A 26,739-nucleotide genomic window follows, 5' to 3' on the forward strand; every position below is an offset into this window, starting at 1 on the left:
AAGGCCCACCACGACCCGCGGCTGGTCACCGACGTCACCGACGTCGAGCTGCCGATCGACACCTCTCGGCCCCACACCTACGCCGCCGAGTGGGACGCCGACGGCGTCCGGCTGTCGGTCGACGGGCGGGTCGTCAAGAGCAGCACCCAGCGGCTCGACTACGAGCTGCAGCTGATGATCGACCTGTTCGAGTTCCCGGGCGACGGCGACCGGAGCGCCGCTGACTACCCCAAGACCGCCCTCGTCCTTGAGGTCCGCGGCCACCCGGCGTGACGCGCCGGCCCGGCTGCTCAGGCCTCGGCGAGCTCGCGGAGGTGCGCGAGCGTGGTCGCCATCCCGGCCTCCAGCTCGTCGGCGTGGCTCGCCCCGCCGCCGAGCAGCGCGGCGGCGAACACCCTGCCCACCGGCGTGAGGCGCTGCGGCACCGGGCGGCGCTGCACCAGCCTCGTGGACGCACCGCCCAGACCCGCTCGGGCGGCGCCTCGACGAGGGTCTCGGCGACCAGCTCCCGGTCGGTGCTCACCCCGCGGCCGCCGCCGGTTCGTCGTCCCGCAGCCCCCAGGGGAGCCGTACTCCGTCAGCAGGTCGAGGAACGGCACGGCGTCGAACGCCTCCGGCCCGAGCACCCCCGTGCCGCTCCACGCGCCGGTCGCGAGCAGCTCGAGCGCGACGACGGGGTTGACCGCTGTCTGCCAGACCACGCACTGGTGGCCGTACTCGCGCATGCTCCACTCGTTGTCGACCACGTGGTAGAGGTACGTCGACCGCGGTCGGCCGTCCTTGCCGGTGCCGGTCACCTGGACCCCCGCGCAGGTCTTGCCGCGCATCCGGTCGCCCAGACCGGCCGGGTCGGGCAGGCACGCCGCCACGACGTCGCGCGGCGCCACCTCGACGCCGCCGACGCGCACCGGGTCGGTGCGGTCGAGGCCCAGCCGGTGCAGCGTCTGCAGCACGCCGATGAACTCCTCGCCGAGCCCGTACTTGAAGGTGACCCGCTCGACGTCGATCCAGCGCGGCATCAGGAGCACCTCCTCGTGCTCGACGTTGACGCACTCGACCGGCCCGATCCCCTCGGGGAACTCGAACACCTCCGGCTCGCTGAACGGCGGCGTGGTGTGCCAGGCCCCGTCCTGCCACACCACGGGCGGGTTGAGGCACTCCTCGATCGTCGTCCAGATCGAGAACGACGGCGCGAAGACCGGCTCGCCGTCGTCGCCGAGCACCTCGAGGTCGGCCCCGTCGCGCACACCGAGCTCGGTGACCTCGCTGAAGAGGTGGTCGGCGGCGTAGCGGGCGAACACGTCGGACAGCCCCGGTTCGACCCCGATGCCGACGAGTGCGAGCCGGCCGGCCTCCTCCCACTGCCGGGCGGCGGCGAACTGCTCGTCGCCGAGCTTGACGCCGGTCTGCTCGTACGGCGCCGTCGGGTGCGGCCGGGAGAGGCTCATCGCCATGTCGAGGTAGTCGGCGCCGGCCTCGAGGGCACCCTCGAAGATCGGCATCACGAACCTCGGGTCGACCGCGTTCATCACGTGCGTGATCCGGTGCTCGCGGGCGAGGGCCGCCACCAAGGCGCGGTCGGAGGCGTCGACCCGGGCGGCGACGTAGCGCGGGTCGGTCGCCGCGGCCCGCTCCGCTCGAGCGAGGTCGTAGTCGGCGCAGACCACGGTCTCGAAGAACTCCCGGCGGGCGGCGATCGCCGCGAACGCGCCGCCGACCCCTCCCGCGCCGACCAGCAGGATCCTCATCTCCGCCCCTCCCCGTCTCGTCCGGTCCGTGTCTCGTCCGTGTCTCCGGTGGGGGAACCTTGTCACCGCCGGGCGGGGGAGTCCAGGGAGCCGCGCTGCGGCTGGTCGGGTGGGGGGTCGGCTCGGCACACGCGGCGCAGATTCATCAAGGTATGTCGACCAACCTGCGCCTCCCATGGTGGGTACGCCATGGGAGGCGCGGATTCACCTGCATACCTTGATGAATCTGCGGCTGCTGTGGCGGCTGCAGCGGCTCCGCCGCGAACCCGCTGAGCGGCGCGAACTCACCTGCATACCTTGATGAATCTGCGGCTGGAACCACCTGAAACCGGCGTGAAGCCGAGGCGTAGCCGCGCCGGTGGACGCTTCCGGGGAGCCGGGGTTCCCGGCAGGAAGGAGGTACCGGGATGACGGACGCTGTACGGGCCACCGGCCTGGTCAAGGCCTTCGGCGACTTCCGGGCGGTCGACGGCATCGACCTCGAGGTGCGCCAGGGTGAGATCTTCGGTGTGCTCGGCCCCAACGGGGCGGGCAAGACCACCACGCTGCGGATGCTGGCGACCTTGTTGCCGATCGACGGCGGGCGGGCGGAGGTGCTCGGTGTCGACGTACGACGCCAGCCGCACCGGATCCGGCAGCTGCTCGGGGTGACCGGGCAGTACGCCTCGGTCGACGAAGACCTGACCGCGACGGAGAACCTGTGGCTGTTCGCGCGGCTGCAGGGGGTGCGTCGGGGGAGGGCTCGGCGGATCGCCGTGGAGCTGCTCGAGCAGTTCGGGCTCGAGGACGCGGCCCACAAGCCGATCAGCCAGTTCTCCGGCGGTATGCGCCGCCGTCTCGACCTCGCGTCGAGCCTGATCACGCGGCCACCGCTGATCTTCCTCGACGAGCCCACGACCGGTCTCGACCCGCGCACCCGCGGCCAGATGTGGGACACGATCCGCGGCCTGGTGGCCGACGGGTCGACGATCCTGCTGACGACGCAGTACCTCGACGAGGCCGACCAGCTCGCCGACCGGATCGTGGTGATCGACCGCGGCCGCAAGGTCGCGGAGGGCACGCCGGACGCGCTCAAGAGCCAGGTCGGCAGCTCGACGCTGCAGCTGCGGCTGGCGACCGACGCCGACCCCCGGCTCGCGACGGACGTCGTACGTCGCGTGGTCGGCGACGAGCCGGTGCTCACGCCGGAGTCGGGCCGGATGAACGTTCCGCTCGACGACGCCGACCGGGCCGCCGACGTGCTGATCGGTCTGCGGCAGGCGGGGATCGGCATCGTCTCGGTCGCCGTCGCCAAGCCGACGCTCGACGAGGTGTTCCTGGCGCTCACCGGCCACGACACCCACGACGGCGCTGCGCACCCGGCGGCGCCGGCGGGCGACCCCGAGCTGGAGCTGGCGCGATGACCGTCGTCCCGGCCCGGCTCGTCGACCCCCGGGCAGTAGTGGCGGCCACCACGCCCCCGGCCGACGCCGGTCGAGGCCGTCGACCAGACCTTGGCGATGGCGTGGCGGGCCGTGAAGAAGATGCGCCGCAACCCCGAGCAGTTCTTCGACGTGGTCGTCCAGCCGCTGCTCTTCACCGCGCTGTTCGCGTTCATCTTCGGTGGCGCGATCTCCGGCAGCGTCGAGGACTACCTCCCGGTGCTCGTCCCCGGGATCCTCGCCCAGACGGCGCTCACCGTGTGCATGGCGACCGGCGTGACGTTGCGGAGCGACATGGAGAAGGGCGTCTTCGACCGGTTCAAGTCGCTGCCGATCGCGCGGATCGCCCCGCTGGCGGGGCCGATGGTCGCCGACCTGATCAGGTATGCGATCGCGTCGGTGCTCACCCTCGCCACGGGGATCGCGATCGGCTACCGGCCCGGCGGTGGCGTGGTCGGCTGCCTCGCCGGTCTGGCCCTCACGGTCGTCGCCGGTTGGTCGCTGGCCTGGATCTTCGCCTGGCTCGGCACCGTCGCGCGCTCGGCACAAGGCGTCCAGGGCATCTCGCTGATGATCATGTTCCCGCTGACGTTCCTCTCCAACGCGTTCGTCCCGGCAGAGACGCTGCCCGGCTGGCTGGAGGCGTTCGTCTCGGTCAACCCGGTCTCGCACGTGGTCACGGCCGTCCGCGACCTCCTCAACGACGGCGAGCTCACGGCCCACGTGGGCTGGGCGCTGCTCGGATGCGCGGCCGTGGTCGCGGTGTTCGCCCCGCTCGCCGTGCGCTCCTGGTCCCGCAAGATGTAGCGAGGCTCAAAGGACGCCGACCAGGGCGGCGCGGGCATCGGCCAGCAGGTCGGGCCCGCGCCGCCCGGCGTACTCCGCCTCCATCGCGGCCAGCAAGCCCGGGGCGCGGCGCTCGATCTGCTCGGCGACGTGCGGCCAGTGCATCGTCGGGGCGAACCGGTGGTAGGCGAGCCGCTCGGCCAGCACCAGCAGCCGTACGGCGTCCGCCCGCGGCAGCGCGTCCCTGCAGAGCCCCCCAGATCCCGAGGCCGAAGAGGACGAGCCCGACGACAGGCACGTCGAGGAGCGGGCGCTCCGCGTCGACGGTGGCGAGCGCCTTGGCGCGGAGGTCGGCGTAGAGGTCGGCACCGTCGTCGCCCTCGCCCAGCTGGGCGAACGCGGACAGCGCGATCGCCTCCCCGAAGATCACCCACGGCTCCAGCCCGCCCACCCGCTCGGCGCCGGGGAACCGCACCTGGCGCAGCTGTTCCACGGCCTCGCGGTGGAGCCGCAGCCCGCCGGCCACGTCGCCGTCGGCGAGCGCCAGCTGCCCGCGGCTGGTGTAGATCGACACGCTGCCGCCGAAAGTGCCCTGGCCGGCGACGTCGGCGAGCTGGTCGACGAGCGCGGCCGCTTCGTCGCGGTCGCCGAGGAGCAGGGCGGCCATCGCGAGGACGGCCTTGCCCTGCGTGGCGTCGTCGACCGCGCCGAGCCGGTCGAGGACGGGCAGCGCGATCCGCGCGTGGTGGCCGGCCAGCTCGGCGTCGCCGAACTGTGCGTGCAGGCCGGAGAGCTGTGTGTGCAGCACGGCCAGCCGCCACGGACCCTCGTCGGCGGGGATCAGCGGCAGGGCGCGGGTCGCGGCGTCGATCGCCCCCTCGGGGTCGCCGCTGTTCTCCCGCTCGTGGGAGATCCAGTGCCATGCGATGCTCGCGACGACCGGGTCGGGGTCGTCGGTCAGCGCGGCCACCGCGTCCGGGTCGGTGCCCGGCCCCCCGAGGCCCGCTGCCGCGGTGGTGAGCAGCACGGTGGTCACCGCGCGGAGCGCCGGCCGGTCCGACGGCCCCAGGGCCCGCAGCTGCTCGGCCACCGGCCCGCGTTGCTCGCCCGCCGTCAGCATCGTGCTGAACAGAGCGACGGCGAGCGCGATCCGCGCCCGGTCCGCCGCCCCCGCCCCGGGGGTCCAGCCGTCGAGGGCGCGGCTCACGGCGCCGGCCGCGGCGATCGTCCGCGGGTGGTCGCCACTGATCACCCAGAAGCAGCCGAGGGCGGCGAACAGCGTCGCGACGGTGGGCGGGTCGGGCTCGACGAGCGCCTCACGCAGGACGTCGGCGAGGTTGGTCTCCTCGCTGCGCATCGCGTCCATCGCGGCCACCTGGTCGCCGGAGAAGAGCCGGTCGCCGTGTCGCACGGCGTACGCGACCGCCCACCGGCGCAGGGCGGCCCGTGCCTCGTCGGCGTCGCCGGTCTCGCGGAGCCGGAGCCGGCCGAACTCCCCGGACCGTCTCCAGCATCCGGTACCGGGCGCCGTCCTCGGTGTCGACGACCACGACCAGCGACTGGTCCGCGAGCTCGCCGACCGGGTCGAGCGCGTCCTCGCCCAGCACCTCCGAGGCGGCGTCGAGGGTGAACCCGTCGTGGAACGCCGACAACCGGCGCAGCGCCCGCCGCTCGCGCTCGCCGAGCAGGTGCCACGACCAGTCGATGACCGCCAGCAGCGTCTGATGCCGGTCGGGTGCGGTGCGGTCGCCGCCCCGCAGCAGGGCGAACCGGTCCCCGAGCCGTCGCGCGATCTCGGTCGGCGTCATGACCCGCACCTTGGCCGCGGCGAGCTCGATCGCCAGCGGCAGGCCGTCGAGCCGCGCGACCACCGCCGCCACGGCGTCCTCGTCGAGGCGGACGCCCGGCCGGGTCGCCCGCGCCCGGTCGCGGAACAGGGCAGCCGCGTCGCCGGTGTCGAGCTGGGGGGAGCAGGTAGACGTGCTCGGCCGCGATCGCCAGCGGCGCCCGGCTGGTGGTGAGCACCCGCAGTTCGCGGGTCGTGCCGACCAGGAAGGCGACGAGGTCGGCGACGGCGTCGACGAGGTGCTCGCAGTTGTCGAGGACGAGCAGGGTGGGCACCTGGTCGAGGTGCTGCGCGATCCGGGCGCGGACGTCGGCCCGCTGCGCCGGCGTGAGCGTACGGCGCCCGCTGACGGAGTCGCGTACGCCGAGCGCCGACCCGACCTCGCCGACCAGGTCCTCCGCCGACGTCACGCCGACCAGCTCGACGACGTGGACGGCCGGTTGCGGTGCCTGGCGCGCGACCACGTGGGCGAGCCGGGTCTTGCCCAGCCCTCCGGGTCCGACGAGCGAGACCACCCGCCGGCTCGTGAGCAGGGCCGTCACCTGCCGCAGGTCGTCGTCGCGACCGACGAGCGTGCTGGCGTCGTACCGCACCCCCTCGCGGACGGGGCGGTCGGCGGCGAGGAGCTCGCGGTGCACGCGCTGCAGCTCGGGTCCGGGGTCGGTGCCGAGCCGGTCGCGGAGCGCCGCCCGGTGCCGCGCGTAGCGGTCGAGCGCCGCGGGGACCCCCCGCACCGCCGCCTCGGAGCGGAGCAGGTCGGTGAGCAGTCCCTCGTCGGTGTCCTCGTTGACGTCGTCGGCGGGCGCGTCGGCAAGCGCCTCCGCGTGCCGCCCGGCGCGGCTCAGCGCCCGCACCCGCACGGTGCGAGCGACGGCCAGGTCGGCCAGCGCCCGGCAGCGGAGCTCGGCGAGCGGCCCGGCGCCGGAGGGCTCGCCCAGCGTCTCCGCGAGCGCGGCCGCCTCGTCGGCGAGCCGCAGCGCCGCCAGCGGATCGGTGGCCAGCGCGTCCCGGGCCGCGGCGGCCAGCCCGCGCAGCCGGGTCGCGTCGACGGCATCGGGGTCGAGCGTGAGCCGGTAGCCGTCGCCGTCGGTGACGAGCGCGTCGGCACCGACGGTCGCGCGGGTGCGCGAGACCAGCACCTGCAGCGCCTTCGCCGGGTGTGCCGGGCGGTCGTCCCCCCACACGAGGTCGACCAGCCGGTCGGTGCTCACCGCCCGCCCTGCGGCGACGAGCGCCGCGAGCAGCGCCTGCGGCCGCTCTCCGACGATCGGGCGGCCGTGCCACTGCACCCCGTCGAGCAGGGCGAGGACGACCGGCACGCCGTCAGTCTAGGGACGGGGCGCCGGCGCGGTCGCGGATCCTGCCGAGGTCCCACCCGGGAGCTTGTCCGGAAGGTGCGTGCCGACCCGGGCCGACAGCCCGGCGAGCGCGTCGTCGAGCGAGTCGGCGACGACGAGGTCGTCGAGCACGCCGGGGTGCACGAACCCGGCGTCGGCGAGACCGCGCAGCGCGGTGAGGAGGGGGATCCCAGAACCCGGCGGTGTTGAGGAAGCCGACCGGGTCGTCGAGGTTGGCGAGCTGGCGCCAGCTCCACACCTCGAACACCTCCTCGAGCGTGCCGAGGCCGCCGGGGAGGCAGAGGAAGGCGTCGGCCAGGTCGGCCATCATCGCCTTGCGCGCGTGCATCGTGTCGACGACGTGGAGGTGGTCGAGGTCGGTGCGGCCCCCACTCGCGCTCGACCATGAACCGCGGGATCACGCCGACGACCTCACCACCTGCGTCGAGGGCGCCCTGGGACACCGCGCCCATCAGGCCCTTGCCGCCGGCGCCGTAGACCAGGCCGATGCCGCGCTCGGCGAGACCCCGCCCCACGACGTACGCCGCCTCCGCCAGCTGCGGGTCGAGACCCTGGGCCGAGCCGCAGAACACGGCGATGCGCTGGATCCGGTGGTTCACGGGTCGAGCGTAGTGGCCCGGCAGCCGGCGGAGGCGGCGGTCAGGTGCGCTGAGCGTGGGTCAGGTCATCCTCGACCGGGTGCCCGTCGTACCGCGACCGAGGGCCAGGCCGATGCCGATCATGCCGATCGCGAGCAGCAGGTGCAGCACGTTGTCGGCACCGTTGAGCGGCACGAAGTTGGCGCTGCTGTCGTGGTCGATCACGATGCCGTAGACGAACAGCACGGCGTAGATCACGCCGCCGCCCACCAGGTAGGCCCGGGCGCCGCTCCAGGAGCGGGCGAGCGCGAGGCCAGCGAGGCCGAACAGCAGGTGCACGATGTTGTGGAGGATCGACACCTGGAAGATGCCGAGCAGCTTGGCCTCGGACTCGTGGCCGGCGAACTCCATGGTGTCGTAGTCGCTCGTGATCCCGGGCACGAAGCCCAGCACGCCGACCAGGAGGAACACCGCCGCTACGACGGTGGCCGCTGTCTGGAGAGGCGTGGCGGTCATGGACGACCGGTTGGGTGCCGTGTTGCTCATGGGTGCTCCTCGGGTCGGGGATGAGCCTGAGAAGCGGTACCCGGCCGGTTGCACGGCATCCCTCGGCCGGGCGGGGGTGCGCCCCGGTCAGTGGGCGTCGCGGTCGTCCGTCGCCTGCCGGAACAGCCACGCGGACAGGGTGAACAGCGCGGCGTACAGGGCACTGATCCCAACGATGTCGATGGCAGCGCCGGCACTGCCGTCGTGCAGGCCGGCGGCGAGCGCGACGACCGCGACGGCGAGGGTGCCGAACGCCGTCAGTGCCAGCGCGAGCGCCATCCCGGAGGCCCGGAACCGGACGGCGACCGCGGTGGCGAGACCGACGCCGAGCACGGCGACGTACATCAGGTCGGGCCGGCCGCCGTCGCGGATGATGCCGAGCGCGCCGGCTCCGAGCAGGAGGAGGACGGAGGTGCCGAGGGCGACGGCGAGGCCGAGGGAGTAGCGGAGGCGGCGGTTCATCGGGGGTCCTCTCGATCAGGGCGTCAGCGGTCGGCGTCGGAGCGGAGCAGGCGCAGGCCGCCGGCGACGAGCGCCGCGACGGCCCATAGGGTGAACGTGGTCCGGGCCGACGACGTGGTCATGTCGTCGCTCGGACCCTCGCCGAAGACGAGGAAGAGTGCGCTCGAACCCGGCAGCGCCGCCGCGACGTCGACGAGCCAGTCGTGGCGGACGGAGAGCTGCGCGAGGAGGAACGGCAGGACGAGCACGAGCCCGACCACGCTGACGAGAGCTCCCGCCGTGCTGCGGGTCACCAGGCCGAGACCGACCGCCAGTGCGGCGCCGGCGGCGAGCACGAAGCCCGCCGCGGCGAGGGTCTCGACGCCCTCACCGATCGGGGCACCGACCTCGGGCACGAACGAGAGCACGACGAGGGAGGCCGCGGTGACGAGCACGACGCCGACCGCGGTCGTGGTGGCGGCGACGACGGTGGTGCGGGCGACGAGCAGCACGGTGCGGCGCGGTGTCCACTGGAGGGTCGGCACGATGCCGCCGGTCGTGTGGTCGGCGGTCGTGGCGAGCGCGGAGAGGGCGAGGACGCCGAAGAGGGCGAACATCGTCGTGGTGCGGCCGGCGTCCCAGGCGGTCGCGTCGGCGGGCGGACCCGACGGGCCGCTCGCCTCGGCACCGAGGAGGGCGGCGAAGCCGACCACGACGAACCCGGTCACCCCGACGAAGACCCACGTGGAGCGCACGGTCCACAACCGGCTCCACTCGGCGCGGCAGGTCCGGGCGATCAGCACCGCGCTCGTCGCGCTCACCGTTCTCACCGTGCTCACCGGCCGTCTCCGGCGGATGCGGCGGTGGGGCGGCCTTGGTGGTCGGCGGAGCCCGCGGTCAGCGACAGGTAGGCGCGTTCGAGGGAGTGCTCGACCTCGGCGAGGTGGTGCAGAGGTACGCCGGCGGCGTGGGCGGCGTCCCCGACCGCGGCCGTGTCGAGGCCGGTGACCTCGAGCTCGTCGGGACCGGTGCGCTCCACCGCCGCGTGGTCGGCCAACGCCCGCTCGAGGTCGCTCGCGCACGTCGTCCGCACGCGCACCCGGGGCCCGCCGAGGCCGCGCAGCACGTCGTCGACGTCCGCGTCCGCGATCAGGCGGCCGCGCCCGATGACCACGACCCGGTCGGCGATCATCTGCACCTCGCTCATCAGGTGGCTCGACACCAGCACCGCCCGGCCCTCGGCGGCGAAGCCCCGGAGCAGCTCGCGGATCCAGCGGACCCCGTCGAGGTCGAGCCCGTTCATGGGCTCGTCGAACAGCAGCACCCGGGGGTCCCCGAGCAGGGCGGCGGCGATGCCGAGCCGTTGCCGCATGCCTAGCGAGTAGCCCTTGACCCGCCTCCGGGCCGCCGGTCCGAGCCCCACCTGGTCGATCACGTCGTCCACCCGGGTGCGCGGGATGCCGTTGCTCAGCGCGGCGAGCCGCAGGTGCGCACGGCCGGTCCGGCCGGGGTGCATCGCATCCGCGTCGAGCAGCGCCCCGACCTCCCGCAGCGGCGCGGCGATCTCGTCGTACCGCCGGCCACCGACCGTGGCGGTCCCGGCCGTCGGCCGGTCGAGTCCCATCACCACCCGCATGGTCGTCGACCTGCCGGCACCGTTGGGACCGAGGAACCCGGTCACCTTGCCCGGCACGACGTCGAAGGTCAGGTCGTCGACCGCCCGGACACCGCCGTAGCGCTTCGTCAGTCCGCGCACGCTGATCATGCTCCGCACGCTAGGCCCGGGCGTGCGGGGGAGGAGGGCGGGAAACGGGAGGTTCGGTGGAGATCGGGCCGACCCGATCCTCCTTCCGCGGTCGGGACCGGCCGCTCGGCCCACTTTCCGTCCACAGGCCGATCTTCGGTGGAAGTTGTCCACAACCCGCGTGGTTGAGCGGGATTCTCGGCCGGGCTATGTCGGTGGCGGGTGCTTCGATAGGAGCATGTTCGAAGGCTCCTCCACCCCCGGCGCACCGACCGGGCTGCACCCGATCCAGGCGCGCGCCCGACAGGTGACCGCCGCACTCGACCGGGTAGCCGGGGTGGAAGCGACGTTCATGCCGACCGCTGCGAAGGCGGCTGCGATCACCGAGCTGCACCGGGCCGAGCAGCGGCTCAAGGCGCTGCGGCTGAAGGTCATGGCCGCCTCCAGTGACGTCGCGGCGGACAACGCCGCACCGGATGTCGGCACCTGGTTGGCACACGAGGTCAACGCCGACCTGCGTGACGCCCGGGCCGACCAACGCCTCGCGAAGGCACTCGACGACCGGTTCCCCGTCATCGCGGCGGCGTTCGCCGACGGCCGGGTCTCGGAGGAGCAGGCGTGGGTGATCGTCCGCGCCGTCGACGCCCTCCCCAAACGGGTCGGGCCCCAGGTCAAGGCCGACGCCGAGGAGACCCTCGTCGACTGCGCAGCCCAGTTCACCCCCCACCCAGCTCCGCATCCTCGGCCGCCACATCCTGCACGTCGTGGCACCGGAGATCGCCGACGACGAGGACGCGAAGAAGCTGGCCGAGGAAGAAGCCACCGCCGAGGAACGGTCCCGGCTCTCGATCCGCGACCTCGGCGACGGCACCTCCCGGATCTCCGGCATCATCCCCACCCCCGCGGCGAAACGACTCGACACCTACCTCGACGCCCTCACCAGCCCCCGCCACCGCGGCCCCGACGCCGTCGAGAACGAGAATTCCCAGGCGACCGAGACCGAGTCCGGTGCAGCCGGCGAGGCGGAGCCGTTGGAGCCGACCACCACCCAGCTGCCCGACGGGACCGAGATCCTCGGCTGCCACGACGAAGGCGACCGGATCCCCTACCCCAAGAAGCGCGCCCTCGCGTTCTGCGCCCTGCTGGAGCGGCTCGACCCCGACCGGCTCCCCGAGCACGGCGGGGACGCCACCACCGTCCTCGTCACCGTGACCCTCGAGGACCTTCGTTCCGAGCTCGGTGTCGCCGGGCTCGTCGAGCCCGACCTCGAACACGGACCCAACCTGACCGCCGCCGAAGCCCGCCGCCTGGCCTGCAACGCCGCCATCATCCCCGCCGTCCTCGGCAGCGACAGCGAGGTCCTCGACCTCGGCCGCACCCGCCGCCTCTTCACCCCGCCCAGCGGAAGCTGATCCGAGTGCGCGACAAACGATGCCGCGCCAAAGGTTGTCTGGTGAAACCGCAGTGGTGCGCGATCCACCACCTGCGCGCTTGGAGAGACGGCGGCCAAACGACCCCCCGACAACGGGGTCTGCCTGTGCGCCTTCCACCACCGCCTCATCGAGAACCCCGCCTATGAGCACCGTCGCCTGCCCGACGGCGACCTCCTCATCACCAAACGACGAACCTGACCCCGCCCCGCCGGGCGCCAGGGCGCCGGAACCTAGAAATCACCTTCTCCTCCTGGACCGCAACCACCAGGGTCGACCCGGAGCCACCCGGCAGCGACCCGCGGGTCGCAACCAGGTGCCTCGACCCCCCGCGGCGAGCGCCCACGCCTGGCCGTTCGTCCCCACCGCGACCACCGGCGACCCCGCGCGCCCCCGATCACGCCGACCCCAGGCCACCAGATGCTTAGCGTGCGCTCCACCGGCACCAGGTGCCAGCCCAGCGCACCCCAACGTCCGATCACTCCTCCGAGCCCCTCCCCGCCGGGCCATCCCACGCCCCACGGTCCCGATCCGGGACTGGCGCCCACCACGGCCCGTCGCCGATCGTGGTCCGGCTACCGAAGGAGCGACCGTGCAGCTCACCACCGACTACCTCGTCGTCGGCGCCGGCGCGTCGGGCCTGGCGTTCACCGATGTGCTCCTCGCCGAGTCGGATGCCGAGGTCGTGGTCGTCGACCGCGGCGGCCGCCCGGGTGGGCACTGGGAGCACGCCTACCCGTTCGTGCGGCTCCACTCGCCGTCGGCGTTCTACGGCATCCACTCGCTGCCGCTGGGTGCCGATCGGATCGACGGGCCGGGGCCCAACGAGGGCCTCTACGAGCGGGCGACGAAGGCGGAGGTCCTCGACCACTTCGCCACCGCGGCGGACAAGCTCGAGGCGACCGGGCGGGCGCAGGTCCTGATGCGGCACGAGCACCTCGGCGGTGCTGAGGGTCCCTCCGGACCGGGACCTTCGCCTCTCGCGACGCGGTGGCCGCAGGCGGACCATCGGGTCATGGCCCGCTATGTGAAGGACTTCCGCGAAGGTCGCTCCGAGGAGCGCGCCCTCCTCGGCGGCAAGGGGGCAGGCATCGCCGAGATGATCCGCCTCGGGTTGCCGGTGCCCCCGGGTTTCACCATCACGACGGAGGCCTGCCGTCACTACCTGCGTCACGGGTCGGTTCCCGGTGGGCTCGACGCCGAGGTCTCCCGTCACCTCCGCACGCTCGAGCGGACCGTCGGCCGGCGGCTGGGGCAACCGGACGACCCCCTGCTGGTGTCGGTGCGCTCCGGCGCGGCGTTCTCGATGCCCGGGATGATGGACACCGTCCTCGACATCGGGCTCAACGACGTGTCCGTCAAGGGTCTCGCCCGGCGGTCCGGCAGCGAGCGCTTCGCGCTCGACTCCTACCGGCGCCTGCTCCAGATGTTCGGCGAGACGGTGCTCGGCGTGTCGGCCGACGTGTACGGCGACGCGCTGAGCCGGGCGAAGTCGGAGGCGGGCGTGGTCCTGGACGTCGATCTCGACGCAGGTGCCCTCGCGCGGCTCGTCGAGCGGTTCCTCGACCTCACCGAGCGCCACGCCGGCCGGCCGTTCCCCCAGGACCCCCGTGAGCAGCTCGACCTCACGATCCGTGCGGTGTTCGAGTCGTGGCTCGGCGAGCGCGCCGTGCTCTACCGGCGGCAGCACGGCATCGACCACGACCTCGGCACCGCCGTCAACGTGCAGGCGATGGTCTTCGGCAACCGTGGGTCACGGTCCGGGTCGGGAGTGGCGTTCACGCGTGACCCGGCGACCGGCCGCGTGGGTCCGTACGGCGACTACCTGCCCGACGCGCAGGGGGAGGACGTGGTCTCCGGCGTGCGCGACGCCTTGCCGCTGGCCGAGCTGCGCCGTCTGGACGAGCGTTCGTTCGACGAGCTGCAAGGTGTCATGACCACCCTGGAACGGCGCTTCCGCGACATGTGCGACATCGAGTTCACGATCGAGGAGGGGCCGGCTCTGGATCCTCCAGACCCGGGTCGGCAAGCGCACTGCCGAGGCGGCGTTCCGGATCGCGGCGGACCAGGTGGACGCGGGCGTGATCGACCTCGACGAAGCGATCCTGCGAGTCTCGGGCGACCAGCTCGCGCAGCTGATGCATCCCGGGTTCGACGCGGGTGCCGCGCGGCGCGAGCTCACCGTGGGCGTCGGCGCCTCGCCCGGCGCCGCTGTGGGCCGCGTCGTGTTCGACTCCGCTGCCGCGGTTCGGAGGTCGACGGCCGGGGAGCAGGTCGTCCTGGTCCGCCGCGAGACCCGTCCGGACGACCTGCCCGGGATGATCGTCGCCGCCGGCATCCTCACCGCACGGGGCGGCAAGACCTCCCACGCCGCGGTGGTCGCGCGGGGCATGGGCCGGGCGTGCGTGGTCGGCGCGGGCGAGCTCGAGATCGACCCCGTCCAGCGGTGCATGACGATCCGCGGCCGGGTGGTGCAGGAGGGTGACGAGATCTCGATCGACGGCAGCAGCGGCGCGGTGTTCGCCGGTGCTGTGCCGGTCGTCCCGTCCGACGTCGTGCGCTGGCTCGACGGCGAGGAGGTGGGTGGCGATCTCGTCGGGGCGGTCGCCCGGCTGCTGGCCCACGCGGACGCCACCCGGGTGCTCGCGGTGCGGGCCAACGCCGACAACGGCGACGACGCGGCGCGTGCCGTCCGCTACGGCGCCGCCGGGATCGGGCTGTGCCGGACCGAGCACATGTTCCTCGGCGAACGACGCGAGCTCGTCGAGCGCCTGGTCCTCGCCGACAGCGACGACGACCGCGACGCAGTGCTCGCAGCGCTGCTTCCGCTCCAGCGCGCCGACTTCGTGGACCTGTTCGAGGCCGTTCGCGGCGGGCCCCTGACCGTGCGGCTGATCGACCCGCCGCTGCACGAGTTCCTGCCGGACGCCGCACAGCTGGGCGTGCGGGTCGCCGTGGCCGCCGAGCGCGGCGCGGTGGACCCGCGGGAGCAGGAGCTGCTCGAGGCCGTGGAGCGGCTGAGCGAGACGAACCCGATGCTCGGGCTGCGTGGGGTCCGGCTGGCGATCCAGGTCCCCGGGCTGGCCGCCATGCAGGTCCGGGCGATCCTCGAGGCCGCCGACGACGTCCGGTCGACCGGTGTTCCCGTGGACCCGGAGATCATGGTGCCCCTCGTGGCGGACCACGCGGAGCTGGCGATGGTCCGCGCCGAGGTCGTACGGGTGGCCGAGGCGGTGGCGGCCGAACGAGGCCACGCCGTGCCGTACCGGTTCGGCGCGATGATCGAGCTGCCCCGCGCCGCACTCACGGCGGACCGGCTCGCCGCCGACGCAGAGTTCTTCTCCTTCGGCACGAACGACCTGACCCAGACCACGTGGGGGCTCTCGCGGGACGACGTGGAGTCGACGGTCGTCCGCCGCTACCTGGACCTCGGGATCCTGGACCGGTCGCCGTTCGAGACCCTCGACCGCGACGGCGTGGGCTTCCTCGTGCGCACCGCGACCGAGAAGGCCCGCGCGGCCCGCAGCGACGTGCGGCTGGGGGTGTGCGGCGAGCACGGGGGAGACCCGGCGTCGATCGCGTACCTCGCGGAGGTGGGCGTCGACTACGTCTCGTGCTCGCCGTACCGCGTGCCCGTCGCCCGGCTCGAGGCAGGTCGGGCCGCCGTCCGAGCCGCCCGGTCAGCCGACCGGCCCGACACAGGGAGGTAGGGATCATGCTGGTCAGGCACGTCATGTCCACCCCGCCGATCACGGTCGAGAGCGCGTGCCCGGTCACCGCGGCGCTCGGTCTCCTGAGCGAGCACCAGGTGACGGCGCTGCCGGTGGTCGACGAGCAGCGGCGCATCATCGGCGTCGTGAGCGAGCGCGACCTGATCCGCGGGCGGATCCCGCCCGACCCGGCGTACGGCGACCCTCGCGCGGCGACCGCCGTCCTGCCGCAGACCGTCGGCGAGGTGATGTCGCACGTGACCGTCGTGGTCCGCCCCGAGACCGACCTGGCCGAGCTGGGCCGGCTGCTCGCGGCGAGGTCGTTCCGGAGCGTGCCGGTCGTCGATGCCTGCGACCAGGTGGTCGGCGTGGTGAGCCGTAGCGACCTGGTGCGTGCCCTGGTGCGGGAGGAGGAGCAGCGCGACCGCGTGGCCGGGCGTTGACAAATCGCTGCCTCTTGTCGAGCGGGTTTACATCCATTACCTTCATGTAAACCCGCATGTGGCAGGAGGCACGATCGATGGCGACGGAGCAGATCCCCCACAGCACGGTGCCGGAGGGCACGACGGAGATCTGGAAGGACAAGAAGCGCTACCTCTGGCTGCTCGGCCTGGTGATCCCGGGCTACGCGATCGCCGGGTTCGCGGTCTACGCGCTCTACGACTGGGGCCCGGTGCTGTTCATCGGCCCGTTCCTGATCTTCGTGGTCATCCCGGTGCTCGACGTCGTGATGGGCCTCGACAACTCCAACCCGCCCGACGACGTGATCGAGGCGCTCGAGAACGACCGCTACTACCGCTGGATCACCTACTTCTACCTGCCGATCCAGTACGTCGGCCTGGTCGGCGCGTTCGCGATGATCGCGGGCTACAACCCGCTGGCGTGGGCCACCGACCTCCTGGGCGTGACCGACTGGTTCGCGGCCAACGTGAGCAGCGGCCTGCTGCGCGACATGGACCTCGCGACGTGGGAGAAGCTCGGCCTGGCCTGGACGATCGGCACCATCGGCGGGATCGGCATCAACACGGCCCACGAGCTCGGCCACAAGCGGGAGGCCAACGAGCGGTGGCTGTCGAAGATCGCGCTGGCGCAGAGCTTCTACGGCCACTTCTACATCGAGCACAACCGCGGCCACCACGTCCGCGTCGCGACGCCCGAGGACCCGGCGTCGAGCCGGCTCGGCGAGAGCTTCTACCGGTTCCTCCCGCGCACGGTGTGGGGCTCGCTGAAGTCGGCGTGGAGCCTGGAGGCCAAGCGCTACCGGCGCAAGAAGACCCACCCGTTCCACCTCGGCAACGACGTGCTCAACGCGTGGCTGATGTCGGTCGTGCTGTTCGGCGGCCTGATCGCCCTGTTCGGCTGGGAGATCACGCCGTACCTCCTCCTGCAGGCGGTGGTCGGCTTCAGCCTGCTGGAGGTCGTCAACTACCTCGAGCACTACGGCATGCTGCGGCAGAAGGTCGGCGCGCCGGGCCGGCAGCGCTACGAGCGGGTCGACCCGTCGCACTCGTGGAACAGCAACAACGTCGTCACCAACGTGTTCCTCTACCACCTGCAGCGGCACAGCGACCACCACGCCAACCCGACCCGGCGCTACCAGGCGCTGCGGCACTTCGAGGAGTCGCCGAGCCTGCCGATGGGCTACGCGGGCTGCATCATCCTCGCCGTCGTCCCGCCGCTGTGGCGCCGCGTCATGGACCCCAAGGTGGTCGGGCACCTCGGTGACGTCCGGCTCGCCAACATCCAGCCCGGCAAGGAGGAGAAGTACCTGCGGAAGTACGGCGCGGCCGCCGATCGGCGTACGTCCCTCGCCGACGACGTGACGGCGCAGGACTTCCAGACCGAGGTGCTCGCCGCCCGCTGCCCCGGCTGCTCCTACGTCTACGAGGTCGCCGCCGGCGACGAGCACGAGGGCTTCGCCGCCGGCACGGCCTGGAACGACATCCCCGACGACTGGTGCTGCCCCGACTGCGGCGTGCGGGAGAAGGTCGACTTCGTGCCCGTGGACCCGGAGACGCTCGAGGTGCGCACCGGCTGAGACCGGCTCCTCAGGCTCGTAGGTCGCGGACGGCGAGGACGGCAGGAACGGCGAAGACGACGCTCGCTGCCGACAGGAGCGCGACCGTCGCGGCCGACGCGTGGAGGTCGTCACGCGCGAGCATCACGACGGCCATCGCGGCGACCGACGGCGGCACCAGCGCGAACCAGCCGACGACCGCGTAGTAGGCCTGCGACGCGAGCCGGCCTGAGCGCAGCTGGAGGAGGGCGGCCGCCACCGTCGCAGGGACGACCACCCCGAGGTCGAGCAGCACGATCGACCAGTAGAAGGTCCGGTCGGCACCGAACTCGGCCGGGATGGCCGTGCCGTCCACCGCGCCGGTGAGCGCCCCTGTGTAGCGGAGAAGGACGAAGACGGCGAGGAAACCCAGCCATCCGGCGCGTTGGCGACGCCGGGCGGGCGACGACGGCGGCAGGACGAGCGAGGCCGCCGTCGTCCAGCACCAGATCGCGAGGACGCCGGCGAGGACGGCGATGGCCAGATGCACCAGCACCGCGAACGAGTAGTGGTCGTACTCCGGCCCGAGGACGTACTGGACGAACATGTACGCCGCATAGCTGCAGGGCCCGAAGGCGATCAGCGGCGCCGCGGACCGCCCGGCCAGGGCGAGCAGGCCGGCGACGACGAGCGCCGGTGCGACGAGGACGACGGTCACGACCTCCAGACCGGTCAGCTGGTTGAGCATCGTCGGGGTGAGCGGGTAGTCGATCACACCGATCCCGAGCGGTCCGGCGAGCGTGTTGCCGACCAGCAGCCCTGCCAGCGCGAAGAGCCCGGCGACCGGGACGGCCCGGGTGGCCTCCGACGAGCGTCCGACGGGGTGGTCGCGGGCGATGCGTTCGGTGCCGCTCACCGCCGCTCACTCCTCCGCAGGTGCCTCGGGGACGACAGCGACCGGACCGTGCGCGTGCTCGAGGACGGCGGTGGCGACGGCGCCGCGAAGGAGACGGTCGACCCCGGCGTTCTGCTGGTGCCCGACGACCACGAGGTCCCACGCCGCGTCGCGAGGGACGAGCGCCTCCTCGACCAGGCCGTGGCGCAGCACCTGCGACACCTCGACGTCGGGGGTACTTCTCCTGGAACCCCGCGACCGACTGGGCGAGGAGCAGCCGCTGCTCCTCGAGGTGGACGTCGTTGAGGACCTCGCCCGACGCCTCCCGGAACCCGGCGACAGCCGCGACGACGTCCCAGAACGAGTGCAGGACCGTCAGCCTCCGGCGGTGGAGGGTGGCCTGCTGGAAGGCGAACTCGATCACCGGCAGCGACTGCGGCGAGCCGTCGACCCCGACGACGATGCCGTCGCGCGGGGCGTGCCGGAGCGGTCGGAAGACCACGACCGGGCACGAGGCCGCCTTGCTGACCGCCGCGCTGACCGATCCGAGCAGCATGGTGCGGACCGCGCCCCGGCCACGGGAGCCGAGGACGAGGAGGTGCGCCGTCGCCGAGAGGTCGGTGAGCACCTGGCGTGGGTCGCCGAAGACGGCGACGCCGGTGGCCTCGACGCCCGGCTGCCAGTGCCGCGCGAGCTCGGCGGCGGACTCGGCGACGCCTCGGACGCCGGCCAACGCGTGCTCGGCGACGTCGGCGCCGGAGCCCTCGACACCGGCCCAGCCGAACCCCCGGAGGTGGTTCGGCTCGGCCGCGACGACCGCGACCAGCGGCCGTCGCTCGAGGTAGGCCTGCTCGGCGGCCCACCGGACGGCGCGGTCGGCGTGCTCGGACCCGTCGACGCCGACGACGATGCTGCCTGCCTGGATCTTCGTCATGCCTCGATCGTCTCCCGCGTCTGCCCGGCGGCGTAGCGCCTGCGGACCCGGCCGGACGGGACCTTGGTCCTGCCGCGCCCGGCGCCGGGAGGCGACGGTGCGGACCGCTCCGCCCGGAGCTTGATCCCGAGCAGCATCCGCCGGGTCATCACGAAGCTGACCACGCCGGTCGGCGCCATCAGCCACTGGGCGCGGCGCGACCCGAAGCCGACCCGCTCGCGCACCAGCAGGCGGGTGCGGCCGGTACCGGCAGGGCGCACGACGAACGTCCACTGGAACTCCAGGCCGTGGTCCGTACGTCGCGCCGGCCGTTGCGCGCGGACGTCGGCCATCTGGAGCACGAGCGCCTCGCCCGGCACCAGGTGGACGACGTACCAACCAGCGGGGTGGTGGCGAGACGCCCGGACCAGGTCGCCGACCTCGAGCTGCTGCCAGTCGTCGACGACCGACTCGGCGCTGTGGATGTCGAGCCCGACGAGGTTCTCCGCCCAGTCGTAGGAGTAGAACCCCGCGCGGTCGGCGCCGATCTGCACCAGCCACGGCCAGACCGCGGCCGGGTCCGTGTCGATCGTGATCGCACGCGTGATCTGGGCCGCCGGCGCGGCGAGGAGGTCGTCGCCGGGCAACGGCTCCTCGGTCTCCTCCACGGTCGCCCCCCAGGCCTGCTGCCACGGGGTGAAGACCTCGCGGTAGACCAGGACACCTGCCGCGAGCGCGGCGGCCCCGCTCACCAGGAGTGCTTTCTGGTTCCTCATCATCGCTCCTCAGGAGACGGCTGCCCCGACCGCGGCGAAGGCCGTGCCGAGGACGAGCAGGATGGCGACCAGCGGCAGGACGAACCGGAGGTACTGGTCGTAACGGACCTTCGCCAGGGCCAGACCGCCCATCACCACCGCCGAGGTCGGCGTGATCAGGTTGACCACGCCGGACGCGGACTGGAAGGCGGTGACGACCATGGCGCGCTCGACGCCTGCGAAGTCGGCCAGCGGGGCGAGGATCGGCATCGCCAGCGCAGCGTGGCCGGAGGTGGAGGGCACGAGGAACGCCAGGGGCACGTTGATCAGGAACATCAGTCCGCCGAAGACGGCGGACGAGGTCCCGTCGACCGCACTCTCCATCGCGTGGAGGACGGTGCCGGTGATCTCGGAGTTGTTCATGATCACCGTGACCCCGCGGGCCAGGACGATGATCAGGCCGACCCCGATGAAGTCGCCGGCGCCCCGCACGACGGCGTCGGTGACACCCTTCTCACCGAGCCCGCCGACGAGACCGACCACGAGCGCCATCACGACGAACAGCGCCGCGAGCTCGGGGAAGTACCAGTCCAGCTGCCAGCCGTAGCTGGTCGCGTCCGGGCCGTTGACGACCTGCGCCCAGGGAACGATCGCGTAGATCATGAAGGCGAAGGTCAGCCCGACGATCGCGAGGACCGACTTCTCGCGGCCGGTCAGGCGGGGAACGTCGCGCAGGCCGTGCGCACGCAGCTCGTCGTCGCCCTCGGCGGGGGCGGTGAGGGACCGCGACGGGTCGGACTTCACGCGCCGCGCGTAGCGGACCACCCACCACACGCCCACCGGGACCAGCACGACGTACATGAGGAACCGGAAGCCGATGCCGTCGCCGATGCTGATGTCGGCGGAGTCGGAGGCCACGCCGGTCGCGAACGGGTTCACCGTCGAGGCCAGCACGCCGATCCCGGCACCGACCAGGATCGTCGCCGCCGCGACCATCCGGTCGTAACCGAGGGCGAGCATGAGCGGGATGAGCAGTGCGTAGAACCCGAGGGTCTCCTCCGCCATGCCCTCGGTCGTCCCGCCGATCGAGAAGAGGACCATGAGAACGGCGATCAGGAGCGTGCCGCGCCCGCTCATCCGCTGGGCCACCCGGGCGACGCCGTTGTCGATCGCTCCGGTGCGCATCGCCATCGTGATGAAGACGCCGATGGCGAGCACGAACAGGAAGACGCCGGCGGCGCCGTAGAGCTCGCCGGCCTCGTAGGGACCGATCTTCCCGTCGGGGTTCATCACGCCGTACAGCCCGTTGACGGGGGCGAGGAAGAGCTCCATCAGCCGGTCGCCGAACGACAAGGCGCTGTCGGTCTCGTGATAGCTGCCCGGCACCGGACGGCCGGTCTCGGCGTCGGTGTCGTAGACGCCCGTCGGCACCACGAACGCCAGCAGCCACACCGCGATCGTCACGACGAAGAGCACGGTGAAGGCGCTCGGGAAGCGGAACCTGCTCTTCGCGACGCCGTCGGCAGGTACGTCGGACCCCGGCGGGGTCCGGTGGGTGGTGGTCATGGCGGCTCCTCTCTCTCGGACTCGAGCCTCGACCAACGAACCACGCGCGCACCGGGCCGGAGAGGTGCCGAACTGCCCCGGCGCTCGGGACCTTCGACCCTCTCCCTGCTCTGCGGCCGGGCGAAGGATGAGCGGCGTGAACATCGACGAGACCCGGTCCACTGCGCTGCGCGTCGACTCGGAGGTGGGCCGGCTGCGCCGCGTGATCCTGCACCGCCCCGACCTGGAGCTGAAGCGACTGACGCCGACCAACCACGACGAGTACCTCTTCGACGACGTCCTGTGGGTGAAGCACGCCCGTCAGGAGCACGACGCGTTCGCCGACACGTTGCGCGAGCAGGGCGTCGAGGTGCACCTGCTCGACCGACTCCTGACGGAGACCCTGGAGGTGCCCGAGGCCCGGCAGCACGTCGTCGACGCCACGTTCGACGAGCGCACCTACGGGCCGATCGCGGCCGACCCGCTCCACGCCGCCTTCAGCGCGATGCCGAGCGCGGAGCTCTCGGCGGTCCTGGTCGGCGGCCTGACGAAGCGGGAGCTGCTGGAGCGGATGGACGAGCCGGCGTCGGTCGTCGTCCAGGCGATGGAGCTCGACGACCTGCTCCTGCCGCCCCTGCCCAACCACCTCTTCACGCGGGACACCTCTGCGTGGATCTACGACGGTGTCTCCGTCAACGCGATGCGCAAGCGGGCGCGGATGCGCGAGACCCTCCACTACGAGGCCATCTACCGCTGGCACCCCCTGTTCGCCGACAGCGACTTCAACATCTGGGCGGAGGGCACCCGCAACGCGCCTGCCACCACCGAGGGCGGCGACATCCTCGTCCTCGGCCGGGGTGCGGTGCTGGTCGGGATGAGCGAGCGTACGACGCCCCAGGGCGTCGAGCGGCTGGCGCGGCGCCTCTTCGACCACGGCAGTGCCGAGCGGATCGTCGCGCTGGCCATGCCGAAGGCCCGGGCGTTCATGCACCTCGACACGGTGATGACGATGGTCGACGAGGAGACCTTCACCAAGTACGTGGGTCTCGGGATGCTGCCTTCGTACACGATCGAGCCGGGAGACAGCGAGAAGGAGCTGAAGGTCACCGCGCACCCGGCCGAGCGGATGCACGACGCGATCGCGGACGCTCTCGGCCTCGACCGGATCCGGGTGCTCACGCCGACCCAGGACGTGCACTCCGCGGAGCGCGAGCAGTGGGACGACGGCTGCAACGTCCTCGCCGTCCGCCCCGGCGTCGTCGTGGCCTACGAGCGCAACGTCACCACCAACACCCACCTGAGGCGCAACGGCGTCGAGGTGATCACCATCCAGGGCAGCGAGCTCGGCCGCGGTCGCGGTGGTCCCCGGTGCATGACGTGCCCGGTCGAGAGGGAGGGGATCTGAGCCATGGCGTTCAACCTGCGCAACCGCAGCTTCGTCAAGGAGGTCGACTTCACCCCGAAGGAGTGGAAGTTCCTCCTCGACCTGGCGGCCGAGCTCAAGCTCGCGAAGTACGCGGGCTCCGAGCAGCCCCGGCTGGAGCGGAAGAACATCGCCCTGATCTTCGAGAAGACCTCGACCCGCACCCGGTGTGCGTTCGAGGTGGCGGCGTTCGACCAGGGCGCCAGGGTGACCTACCTCGACCCGTCCGGCTCCCAGATCGGCCACAAGGAGTCGATGGAGGACACCGCCCGGGTCCTCGGGCGGATGTACGACGGCATCGAGTACCGCGGGTCCCGCCAGGAGAACGTCGAGACGCTGGCCGCGTGCTCGGGCGTCCCGGTGTGGAACGGGCTGACCGACGAGTGGCACCCGACGCAGATGCTCTGCGACATGCTGACGATGCGCGAGCACGCACGGAAGCCCGACGAGGAGATCGCGTTCGCCTACCTGGGCGACGCCCGCAACAACGTGGGGAACTCGCTCCTGGTCGCCGGGGCGATGATGGGGATGGACGTGCGCATCGTGGCGCCGCGCGAGCTGTGGAACGACGCCGGCATCGTCGCGCAGGCGCGGGAGATCGCCGAGGAGACCGGCGCGCGGATCCGCCACACCGACAACGTCGCGGAGGGCGTCGCCGGCGTCGACTTCCTCTACACCGACGTCTGGGTGTCGATGGGGGAGCCCAAGGAGCGGTGGCGCGAGCGGATCGAGCTGCTGCGCGACTACCAGGTCGACATGGACGTCGTGAAGGCCACCGGCAACCCCAAGGTGCGGTTCATGCACTGCCTGCCCGGGTTCCACGACCGGCACACGACCGTGGGCGAGGAGCTCTTCCAGGCGACCGGCATGGACGCGCTGGAGGTGACCGACGAGGTGTTCGAGTCGCGGCACTCGATCGTGTTCGACCAGGCCGAGAACCGGATGCACACCATCAAGGCCGTGCTGGTCGCGACGTTGGGCGGTTGAGATGCGCATCGTCGTGGCCCTCGGCGGCAACGCCCTCCTCCGTCGGGGTCAGAAGCCGGACGCGGAGGTGCAGGAGGCCAACGTCCGCCGCGCCGTCGCCGCGCTCGCGTCCCTCGCCGTCGAGCACGAGCTGGTCATCACCCACGGGAACGGTCCGCAGGTCGGGGTGCTGGCGTTGCAGAGCGCCTCGGACCCGCACCTCACGACGCCGTACCCGTTCGACGTCCTGGGGGCCCAGACCCAGGGCATGATCGGCTACTGGCTGCTCCAGGCCCTGCAGAACAAGGTCCCCGGCCGTCAGGTCGCCGCGATCATCAACCAGACGCTCGTGGAGGCGGCCGACCCGGCCTTCGACCACCCGACCAAGTTCGTCGGCGAGGTCTACGACCGGGCTGCCGCGGAACGGCTGGCGGCAGAGCGTGGCTGGACGGTGCGCCAGGACGGCTCGGGCTGGCGGCGGGTGGTCGGGTCGCCACGACCGCAGCGCGTGGTGGAGACCCGGCTGATCCGGCTGCTCCTGGAGAGCGGAGCCGTCGTCGTCTGCGCCGGCGGCGGCGGGGTGCCGGTCGTCCGAGACGAGTACGGCGACCTCCGCGGGGTGGAGGCCGTCGTCGACAAGGACCTCACCAGCGCTGTGCTGGCCGAGGCGCTCGACGCCGACGCGCTGCTCGTCCTCACCGACGTCCCAGCGGTGATGCGAGGGTACGGCACTCCCGCCGAGGCCCCGATCCGCCGCGAGACGCCGGCCGGCCTGCGGTCGATCGACTTCCCCAGCGGCTCCATGGGCCCGAAGGTCGACGCGGTGTGCCGCTTCGTCGAGCTCACCGGCGGCATGGCGGCGATCGGTGCGCTGGAGGACGCGAACGCCATCATGACCGGCCGGGCCGGCACCGTCGTGACCCCGTCGGGGCTCTACGACGGTGTGGCGAGGGCCGCCGGGCCCCGGCTCGTCAGGCGCCAGCTCGGCGCGGACGAGGCCTCCGTGTGACCAGGCTCCATCAAGGACCAAGGTCCTCCGGGGAGGGGAGCCGCGGCCCTCGCAGGGACCCGCCGGGTCGGTGAGGCTGGAGCCACAGCGACGACGAGGAGGTTCCCGCCATGAGCGAGACCATCAGGACCGAGACGAACCGACCGGTGGTCGTGGGCTACGACGGCACGGACCGGACGCTGGCGGCGCTGCGGTACGCCGTCGCGGAGGCGGGGAAGCGCCGGGCACCGCTGCGTGTGGTCCACGTGGAGCCGGACTTCGGGGCGGCGTACCGCGGGTTCCCGGAGGTGGAGGCGGAGATCCGCACGGTCGCTGGGGGAGGTGGCGCGGGCGGTCGCGGCGGAGGTCGCGGCCGCCGACGTCGCGCCTGCGGTCGAGCTCGTCGAGACGGCCGGCTCCGTCGCCGAGCAGATCGTCCGGCACGCCGACGACGCGCAGCTCGTCGTGCTCGGCCACGAGACCAAGACGCCCGTGGAGCGGCTCGTCACCGGCGCCACCACCGGCAACGTCGCCCGGTCGTCCCCGGTTCCGGCCGTGGTGGTCCCGGACGACTGGCGCGCCGACGCCTCGTCGCGCGGCGTGGTCGCGGTCGGGCTCCGCGACCCGGGGCACGCCGACGCACTGCTGGGTGTCGCCTTCGCCGCCGCGGCGGCGCGCGGCAGCAGCCTGCGCGTCGTCCATGCCTGGGCGCTCCCGAACCCGTACGCCGACGCGGTCGAGCTGCGGACGCACGGACCGGTGTGGGACGAGGCCGCACGAACGATGGCCGCCGGTGTGCTCGAGGAGTGGCGCCGCGCCTACCCCATGGTCCCCGTGACCGTCGAGGTGGTGCACGACGACCCGGCCCAGGCACTCGTCAAGGCGTCGGCCGACGCCGACCTGCTGGTCGTGCTGCGGCGCAAGCTGCCGGTGCTCGGCCCCCATCTCGGCCGCGTCGGGCGGGCCGTACTCCGATCGGCGGCCTGCCCGGTCGCGGTCGTCCCGGCCGACGAGATGCTCGGCCTGGCGGCGGTCGAGAAGGCGGGCACGATGCTGCGATGACCGACACCCCGACCGGCCACCGCCTAGCAGCCGGCCTGTCCTCCGCCGAGGCGGCGGCCCGCCTCACGCGCGACGGTCCCAACGTCGTGCCGCGGCCCCGCCCGCGGAGCCTCGGCTCCCGGGTCGCCCGGCAGCTGGGCGACCCGATGATCCTGCTGCTGTGCGGCGCGTTCGCCGTCGTCCTCGCCGTCGGCGACGGCGCCGACGCCGTGATCATCGCGGCGGTCGTCGTCGTGAACACGGTGATCGGCGTCGTCCAGGAGGTGCGTGCGGAGAACGCGATCGCGGCGCTCGACCGGATCGCCGCTCCCCGCGCACGGGTCCGCCGGGACGGGCGGCTGGTCGAGATCGACGCGGCGGACCTGGTGGTCGGCGACGCGGTGCGGCTCGAGGCCGGCGACGTCGTGCCGGCGGACCTGGAGCTCGCCGAGGCCGTCTCGCTGGAGGTGGACGAGTCGTCGATGACCGGCGAGTCGGTGCCGGTCGCCCGCGCGGTGGGCGAGGAGCTGCTCGCCGGCACCGTCGTCACGCGCGGCCGCGGTTTCGCCACCGCGACCCGGACCGGCGCCGACAGCGGTCTAGGCCGGA

General features: G+C 72.9%; 22 protein-coding genes and 4 pseudogenes. 13 read left to right on the top strand and 13 right to left on the bottom strand.

Features of this window, described 5'->3' with window-relative positions; translation table 11 throughout:
* Positions 1-290: 290 nt before the first annotated feature.
* Entirely contained in the window at positions 291-1,748 is a 1,458-nt protein-coding gene (locus tag MF408_RS17730) for a saccharopine dehydrogenase C-terminal domain-containing protein (RefSeq protein ID WP_240248796.1), read from the bottom strand.
* A gap of 407 nt (positions 1,749-2,155) precedes the next feature.
* On the opposite strand from MF408_RS17730, the gene MF408_RS17735 reads away from it, so the two are divergent.
* The gene (locus tag MF408_RS17735; protein WP_240248797.1) at positions 2,156-3,151 is read left to right on the top strand and encodes an ATP-binding cassette domain-containing protein; all 996 of its coding nucleotides are present in this window, start codon (positions 2,156-2,158) and stop codon (positions 3,149-3,151) included.
* A gap of 96 nt (positions 3,152-3,247) precedes the next feature.
* The gene (locus MF408_RS17740; RefSeq protein WP_240248798.1) at positions 3,248-3,976 is read left to right on the top strand and encodes an ABC transporter permease; all 729 of its coding nucleotides are present in this window, start codon (positions 3,248-3,250) and stop codon (positions 3,974-3,976) included.
* Here MF408_RS17740 and MF408_RS17745 read toward each other — a convergent pair.
* The 8 genes and pseudogenes from MF408_RS17745 to MF408_RS17780 all read right to left on the bottom strand — a co-directional run bounded on the left by MF408_RS17745 (position 3,882) and on the right by MF408_RS17780 (position 10,489).
* Positions 3,882-5,321, bottom strand: a complete 1,440-nt coding sequence (locus MF408_RS17745; RefSeq protein ID WP_240248799.1) for a hypothetical protein — start codon at positions 5,319-5,321, stop codon at positions 3,882-3,884. The genes MF408_RS17740 and MF408_RS17745 overlap by 95 nt on opposite strands.
* Entirely contained in the window at positions 5,204-7,120 is a 1,917-nt protein-coding gene (locus MF408_RS17750; protein ID WP_240248800.1) for a BTAD domain-containing putative transcriptional regulator, read from the bottom strand. The genes MF408_RS17745 and MF408_RS17750 overlap by 118 nt, the downstream gene beginning before the upstream one ends.
* A 4-nt stretch (positions 7,121-7,124) precedes the next feature.
* Positions 7,125-7,487, bottom strand: coding sequence for an LOG family protein (locus MF408_RS17755; protein ID WP_240248801.1), 363 nt, complete (start codon positions 7,485-7,487; stop codon positions 7,125-7,127).
* Between the two features lie 121 nt (positions 7,488-7,608).
* Positions 7,609-7,758, bottom strand: a pseudogene (locus MF408_RS27055) (TIGR00730 family Rossman fold protein); the annotation flags it as partial.
* Between the two features lie 60 nt (positions 7,759-7,818).
* The gene (locus MF408_RS17765) at positions 7,819-8,283 is read right to left on the bottom strand and encodes a DUF4383 domain-containing protein (protein WP_240248802.1); all 465 of its coding nucleotides are present in this window, start codon (positions 8,281-8,283) and stop codon (positions 7,819-7,821) included.
* 87 nt (positions 8,284-8,370) lie between these two features.
* Positions 8,371-8,745, bottom strand: a complete 375-nt coding sequence (locus tag MF408_RS17770; protein WP_240248803.1) for a hypothetical protein — start codon at positions 8,743-8,745, stop codon at positions 8,371-8,373.
* A gap of 23 nt (positions 8,746-8,768) precedes the next feature.
* Positions 8,769-9,545, bottom strand: a complete 777-nt coding sequence (locus MF408_RS17775; protein WP_240248804.1) for a hypothetical protein — start codon at positions 9,543-9,545, stop codon at positions 8,769-8,771.
* Between the two features lie 14 nt (positions 9,546-9,559).
* Positions 9,560-10,489 (bottom strand): ATP-binding cassette domain-containing protein, encoded by a 930-nt coding sequence (locus MF408_RS17780; protein ID WP_240248805.1) that lies wholly within the window; start codon positions 10,487-10,489, stop codon positions 9,560-9,562.
* A 743-nt stretch (positions 10,490-11,232) separates the two neighbouring features.
* Between MF408_RS17780 and MF408_RS17785 the strand changes: the two genes are divergently transcribed.
* From MF408_RS17785 to MF408_RS27060, 5 genes and pseudogenes are all read left to right on the top strand, one after another.
* Positions 11,233-11,880 carry a DUF222 domain-containing protein gene (locus MF408_RS17785; protein WP_275693215.1) on the top strand — a complete coding sequence of 216 codons (648 nt, stop codon included), beginning with the start codon at positions 11,233-11,235 and terminating at the stop codon, positions 11,878-11,880.
* 163 nt (positions 11,881-12,043) lie between these two features.
* Positions 12,044-12,613 (top strand): annotated as a pseudogene (locus MF408_RS17790) (FAD/NAD(P)-binding protein); the annotation flags it as partial.
* A gap of 300 nt (positions 12,614-12,913) precedes the next feature.
* Positions 12,914-15,608: pseudogene (gene ppdK / locus MF408_RS17795) on the top strand (pyruvate, phosphate dikinase).
* 5 nt (positions 15,609-15,613) lie between these two features.
* Complete coding sequence (locus MF408_RS17800; RefSeq protein ID WP_240248806.1) at positions 15,614-16,051, top strand: CBS domain-containing protein; 438 nt, start codon at positions 15,614-15,616, stop codon at positions 16,049-16,051.
* 77 nt (positions 16,052-16,128) lie between these two features.
* Positions 16,129-17,646 (top strand): fatty acid desaturase, encoded by a 1,518-nt coding sequence (locus MF408_RS27060; protein WP_345893758.1) that lies wholly within the window; start codon positions 16,129-16,131, stop codon positions 17,644-17,646.
* Positions 17,647-17,656: 10 nt separating this feature from the next.
* Here the strand turns inward: MF408_RS27060 and MF408_RS17815 are convergent, their stop codons facing one another.
* Both MF408_RS17815 and MF408_RS25805 read right to left on the bottom strand, forming a co-directional pair.
* Positions 17,657-18,520 (bottom strand): hypothetical protein, encoded by an 864-nt coding sequence (locus MF408_RS17815; RefSeq protein WP_240248807.1) that lies wholly within the window; start codon positions 18,518-18,520, stop codon positions 17,657-17,659.
* Positions 18,521-18,526: 6 nt separating this feature from the next.
* The gene (locus tag MF408_RS25805) at positions 18,527-18,841 is read right to left on the bottom strand and encodes a universal stress protein (protein WP_275693496.1); all 315 of its coding nucleotides are present in this window, start codon (positions 18,839-18,841) and stop codon (positions 18,527-18,529) included.
* Positions 18,842-19,097: 256 nt separating this feature from the next.
* Here MF408_RS25805 and MF408_RS17825 point away from each other — a divergent pair, with 256 nt between their 5' ends.
* Positions 19,098-19,469, top strand: a complete 372-nt coding sequence (locus MF408_RS17825; protein WP_240248809.1) for a hypothetical protein — start codon at positions 19,098-19,100, stop codon at positions 19,467-19,469.
* On the opposite strand, the gene MF408_RS17830 is transcribed toward MF408_RS17825, so the two are convergent.
* Both MF408_RS17830 and MF408_RS17835 read right to left on the bottom strand, forming a co-directional pair.
* On the bottom strand, positions 19,430-20,164 hold the full coding sequence (locus MF408_RS17830; RefSeq protein ID WP_240248810.1) for a hypothetical protein: 735 nt from the start codon (positions 20,162-20,164) through the stop codon (positions 19,430-19,432). The genes MF408_RS17825 and MF408_RS17830 overlap by 40 nt on opposite strands.
* A 33-nt stretch (positions 20,165-20,197) precedes the next feature.
* Positions 20,198-21,733 carry a YfcC family protein gene (locus MF408_RS17835; RefSeq protein WP_240248811.1) on the bottom strand — a complete coding sequence of 512 codons (1,536 nt, stop codon included), beginning with the start codon at positions 21,731-21,733 and terminating at the stop codon, positions 20,198-20,200.
* A 136-nt stretch (positions 21,734-21,869) separates the two neighbouring features.
* Here MF408_RS17835 and MF408_RS17840 point away from each other — a divergent pair, with 136 nt between their 5' ends.
* The 5 genes and pseudogenes from MF408_RS17840 to MF408_RS17865 all read left to right on the top strand — a co-directional run.
* Positions 21,870-23,117, top strand: a complete 1,248-nt coding sequence (locus MF408_RS17840) for an arginine deiminase (RefSeq protein WP_345893759.1) — start codon at positions 21,870-21,872, stop codon at positions 23,115-23,117.
* Between the two features lie 3 nt (positions 23,118-23,120).
* Positions 23,121-24,122, top strand: a complete 1,002-nt coding sequence (gene argF, locus MF408_RS17845; RefSeq protein ID WP_240248812.1) for an ornithine carbamoyltransferase — start codon at positions 23,121-23,123, stop codon at positions 24,120-24,122.
* A gap of 1 nt (position 24,123) precedes the next feature.
* The gene (gene arcC, locus MF408_RS17850; protein WP_240248813.1) at positions 24,124-25,110 is read left to right on the top strand and encodes a carbamate kinase; all 987 of its coding nucleotides are present in this window, start codon (positions 24,124-24,126) and stop codon (positions 25,108-25,110) included.
* 234 nt (positions 25,111-25,344) lie between these two features.
* Positions 25,345-26,151 carry a universal stress protein gene (locus tag MF408_RS27065; RefSeq protein ID WP_345893760.1) on the top strand — a complete coding sequence of 269 codons (807 nt, stop codon included), beginning with the start codon at positions 25,345-25,347 and terminating at the stop codon, positions 26,149-26,151.
* Positions 26,148-26,738, top strand: a pseudogene (locus MF408_RS17865) (HAD-IC family P-type ATPase); the annotation flags it as partial. The gene MF408_RS27065 and the pseudogene MF408_RS17865, both read left to right, overlap by 4 nt.
* Position 26,739 lies beyond the last annotated feature (1 nt).

It is taken from the genome of Nocardioides sp. TF02-7, assembly GCF_022437945.1.
Classification (GTDB): Bacteria; Actinomycetota; Actinomycetes; order Propionibacteriales; family Nocardioidaceae; genus Nocardioides.

What these genes read in the sequence shown, in the direction of transcription:
- MF408_RS17730 (WP_240248796.1), bottom strand. Translation starts at nt 1,748, where the DNA reads ATGAGGATCCTGCTGGTCGGCGCGGGAGGGGTCGGCGGCGCGTTCGCG.
- MF408_RS17735 (WP_240248797.1), top strand. Translation starts at nt 2,156, where the DNA reads ATGACGGACGCTGTACGGGCCACCGGCCTGGTCAAGGCCTTCGGCGAC.
- MF408_RS17740 (WP_240248798.1), top strand. Translation starts at nt 3,248, where the DNA reads ATGGCGTGGCGGGCCGTGAAGAAGATGCGCCGCAACCCCGAGCAGTTC.
- MF408_RS17745 (WP_240248799.1), bottom strand. Translation starts at nt 5,321, where the DNA reads ATGGACGCGATGCGCAGCGAGGAGACCAACCTCGCCGACGTCCTGCGT.
- MF408_RS17755 (WP_240248801.1), bottom strand. Translation starts at nt 7,487, where the DNA reads ATGCACGCGCGCAAGGCGATGATGGCCGACCTGGCCGACGCCTTCCTC.
- MF408_RS17765 (WP_240248802.1), bottom strand. Translation starts at nt 8,283, where the DNA reads ATGAGCAACACGGCACCCAACCGGTCGTCCATGACCGCCACGCCTCTC.
- MF408_RS17770 (WP_240248803.1), bottom strand. Translation starts at nt 8,745, where the DNA reads ATGAACCGCCGCCTCCGCTACTCCCTCGGCCTCGCCGTCGCCCTCGGC.
- MF408_RS17780 (WP_240248805.1), bottom strand. Translation starts at nt 10,489, where the DNA reads ATGATCAGCGTGCGCGGACTGACGAAGCGCTACGGCGGTGTCCGGGCG.
- MF408_RS17800 (WP_240248806.1), top strand. Translation starts at nt 15,614, where the DNA reads ATGCTGGTCAGGCACGTCATGTCCACCCCGCCGATCACGGTCGAGAGC.
- MF408_RS27060 (WP_345893758.1), top strand. Translation starts at nt 16,129, where the DNA reads ATGGCGACGGAGCAGATCCCCCACAGCACGGTGCCGGAGGGCACGACG.
- MF408_RS17835 (WP_240248811.1), bottom strand. Translation starts at nt 21,733, where the DNA reads ATGACCACCACCCACCGGACCCCGCCGGGGTCCGACGTACCTGCCGAC.
- argF (WP_240248812.1), top strand. Translation starts at nt 23,121, where the DNA reads ATGGCGTTCAACCTGCGCAACCGCAGCTTCGTCAAGGAGGTCGACTTC.
- arcC (WP_240248813.1), top strand. Translation starts at nt 24,124, where the DNA reads ATGCGCATCGTCGTGGCCCTCGGCGGCAACGCCCTCCTCCGTCGGGGT.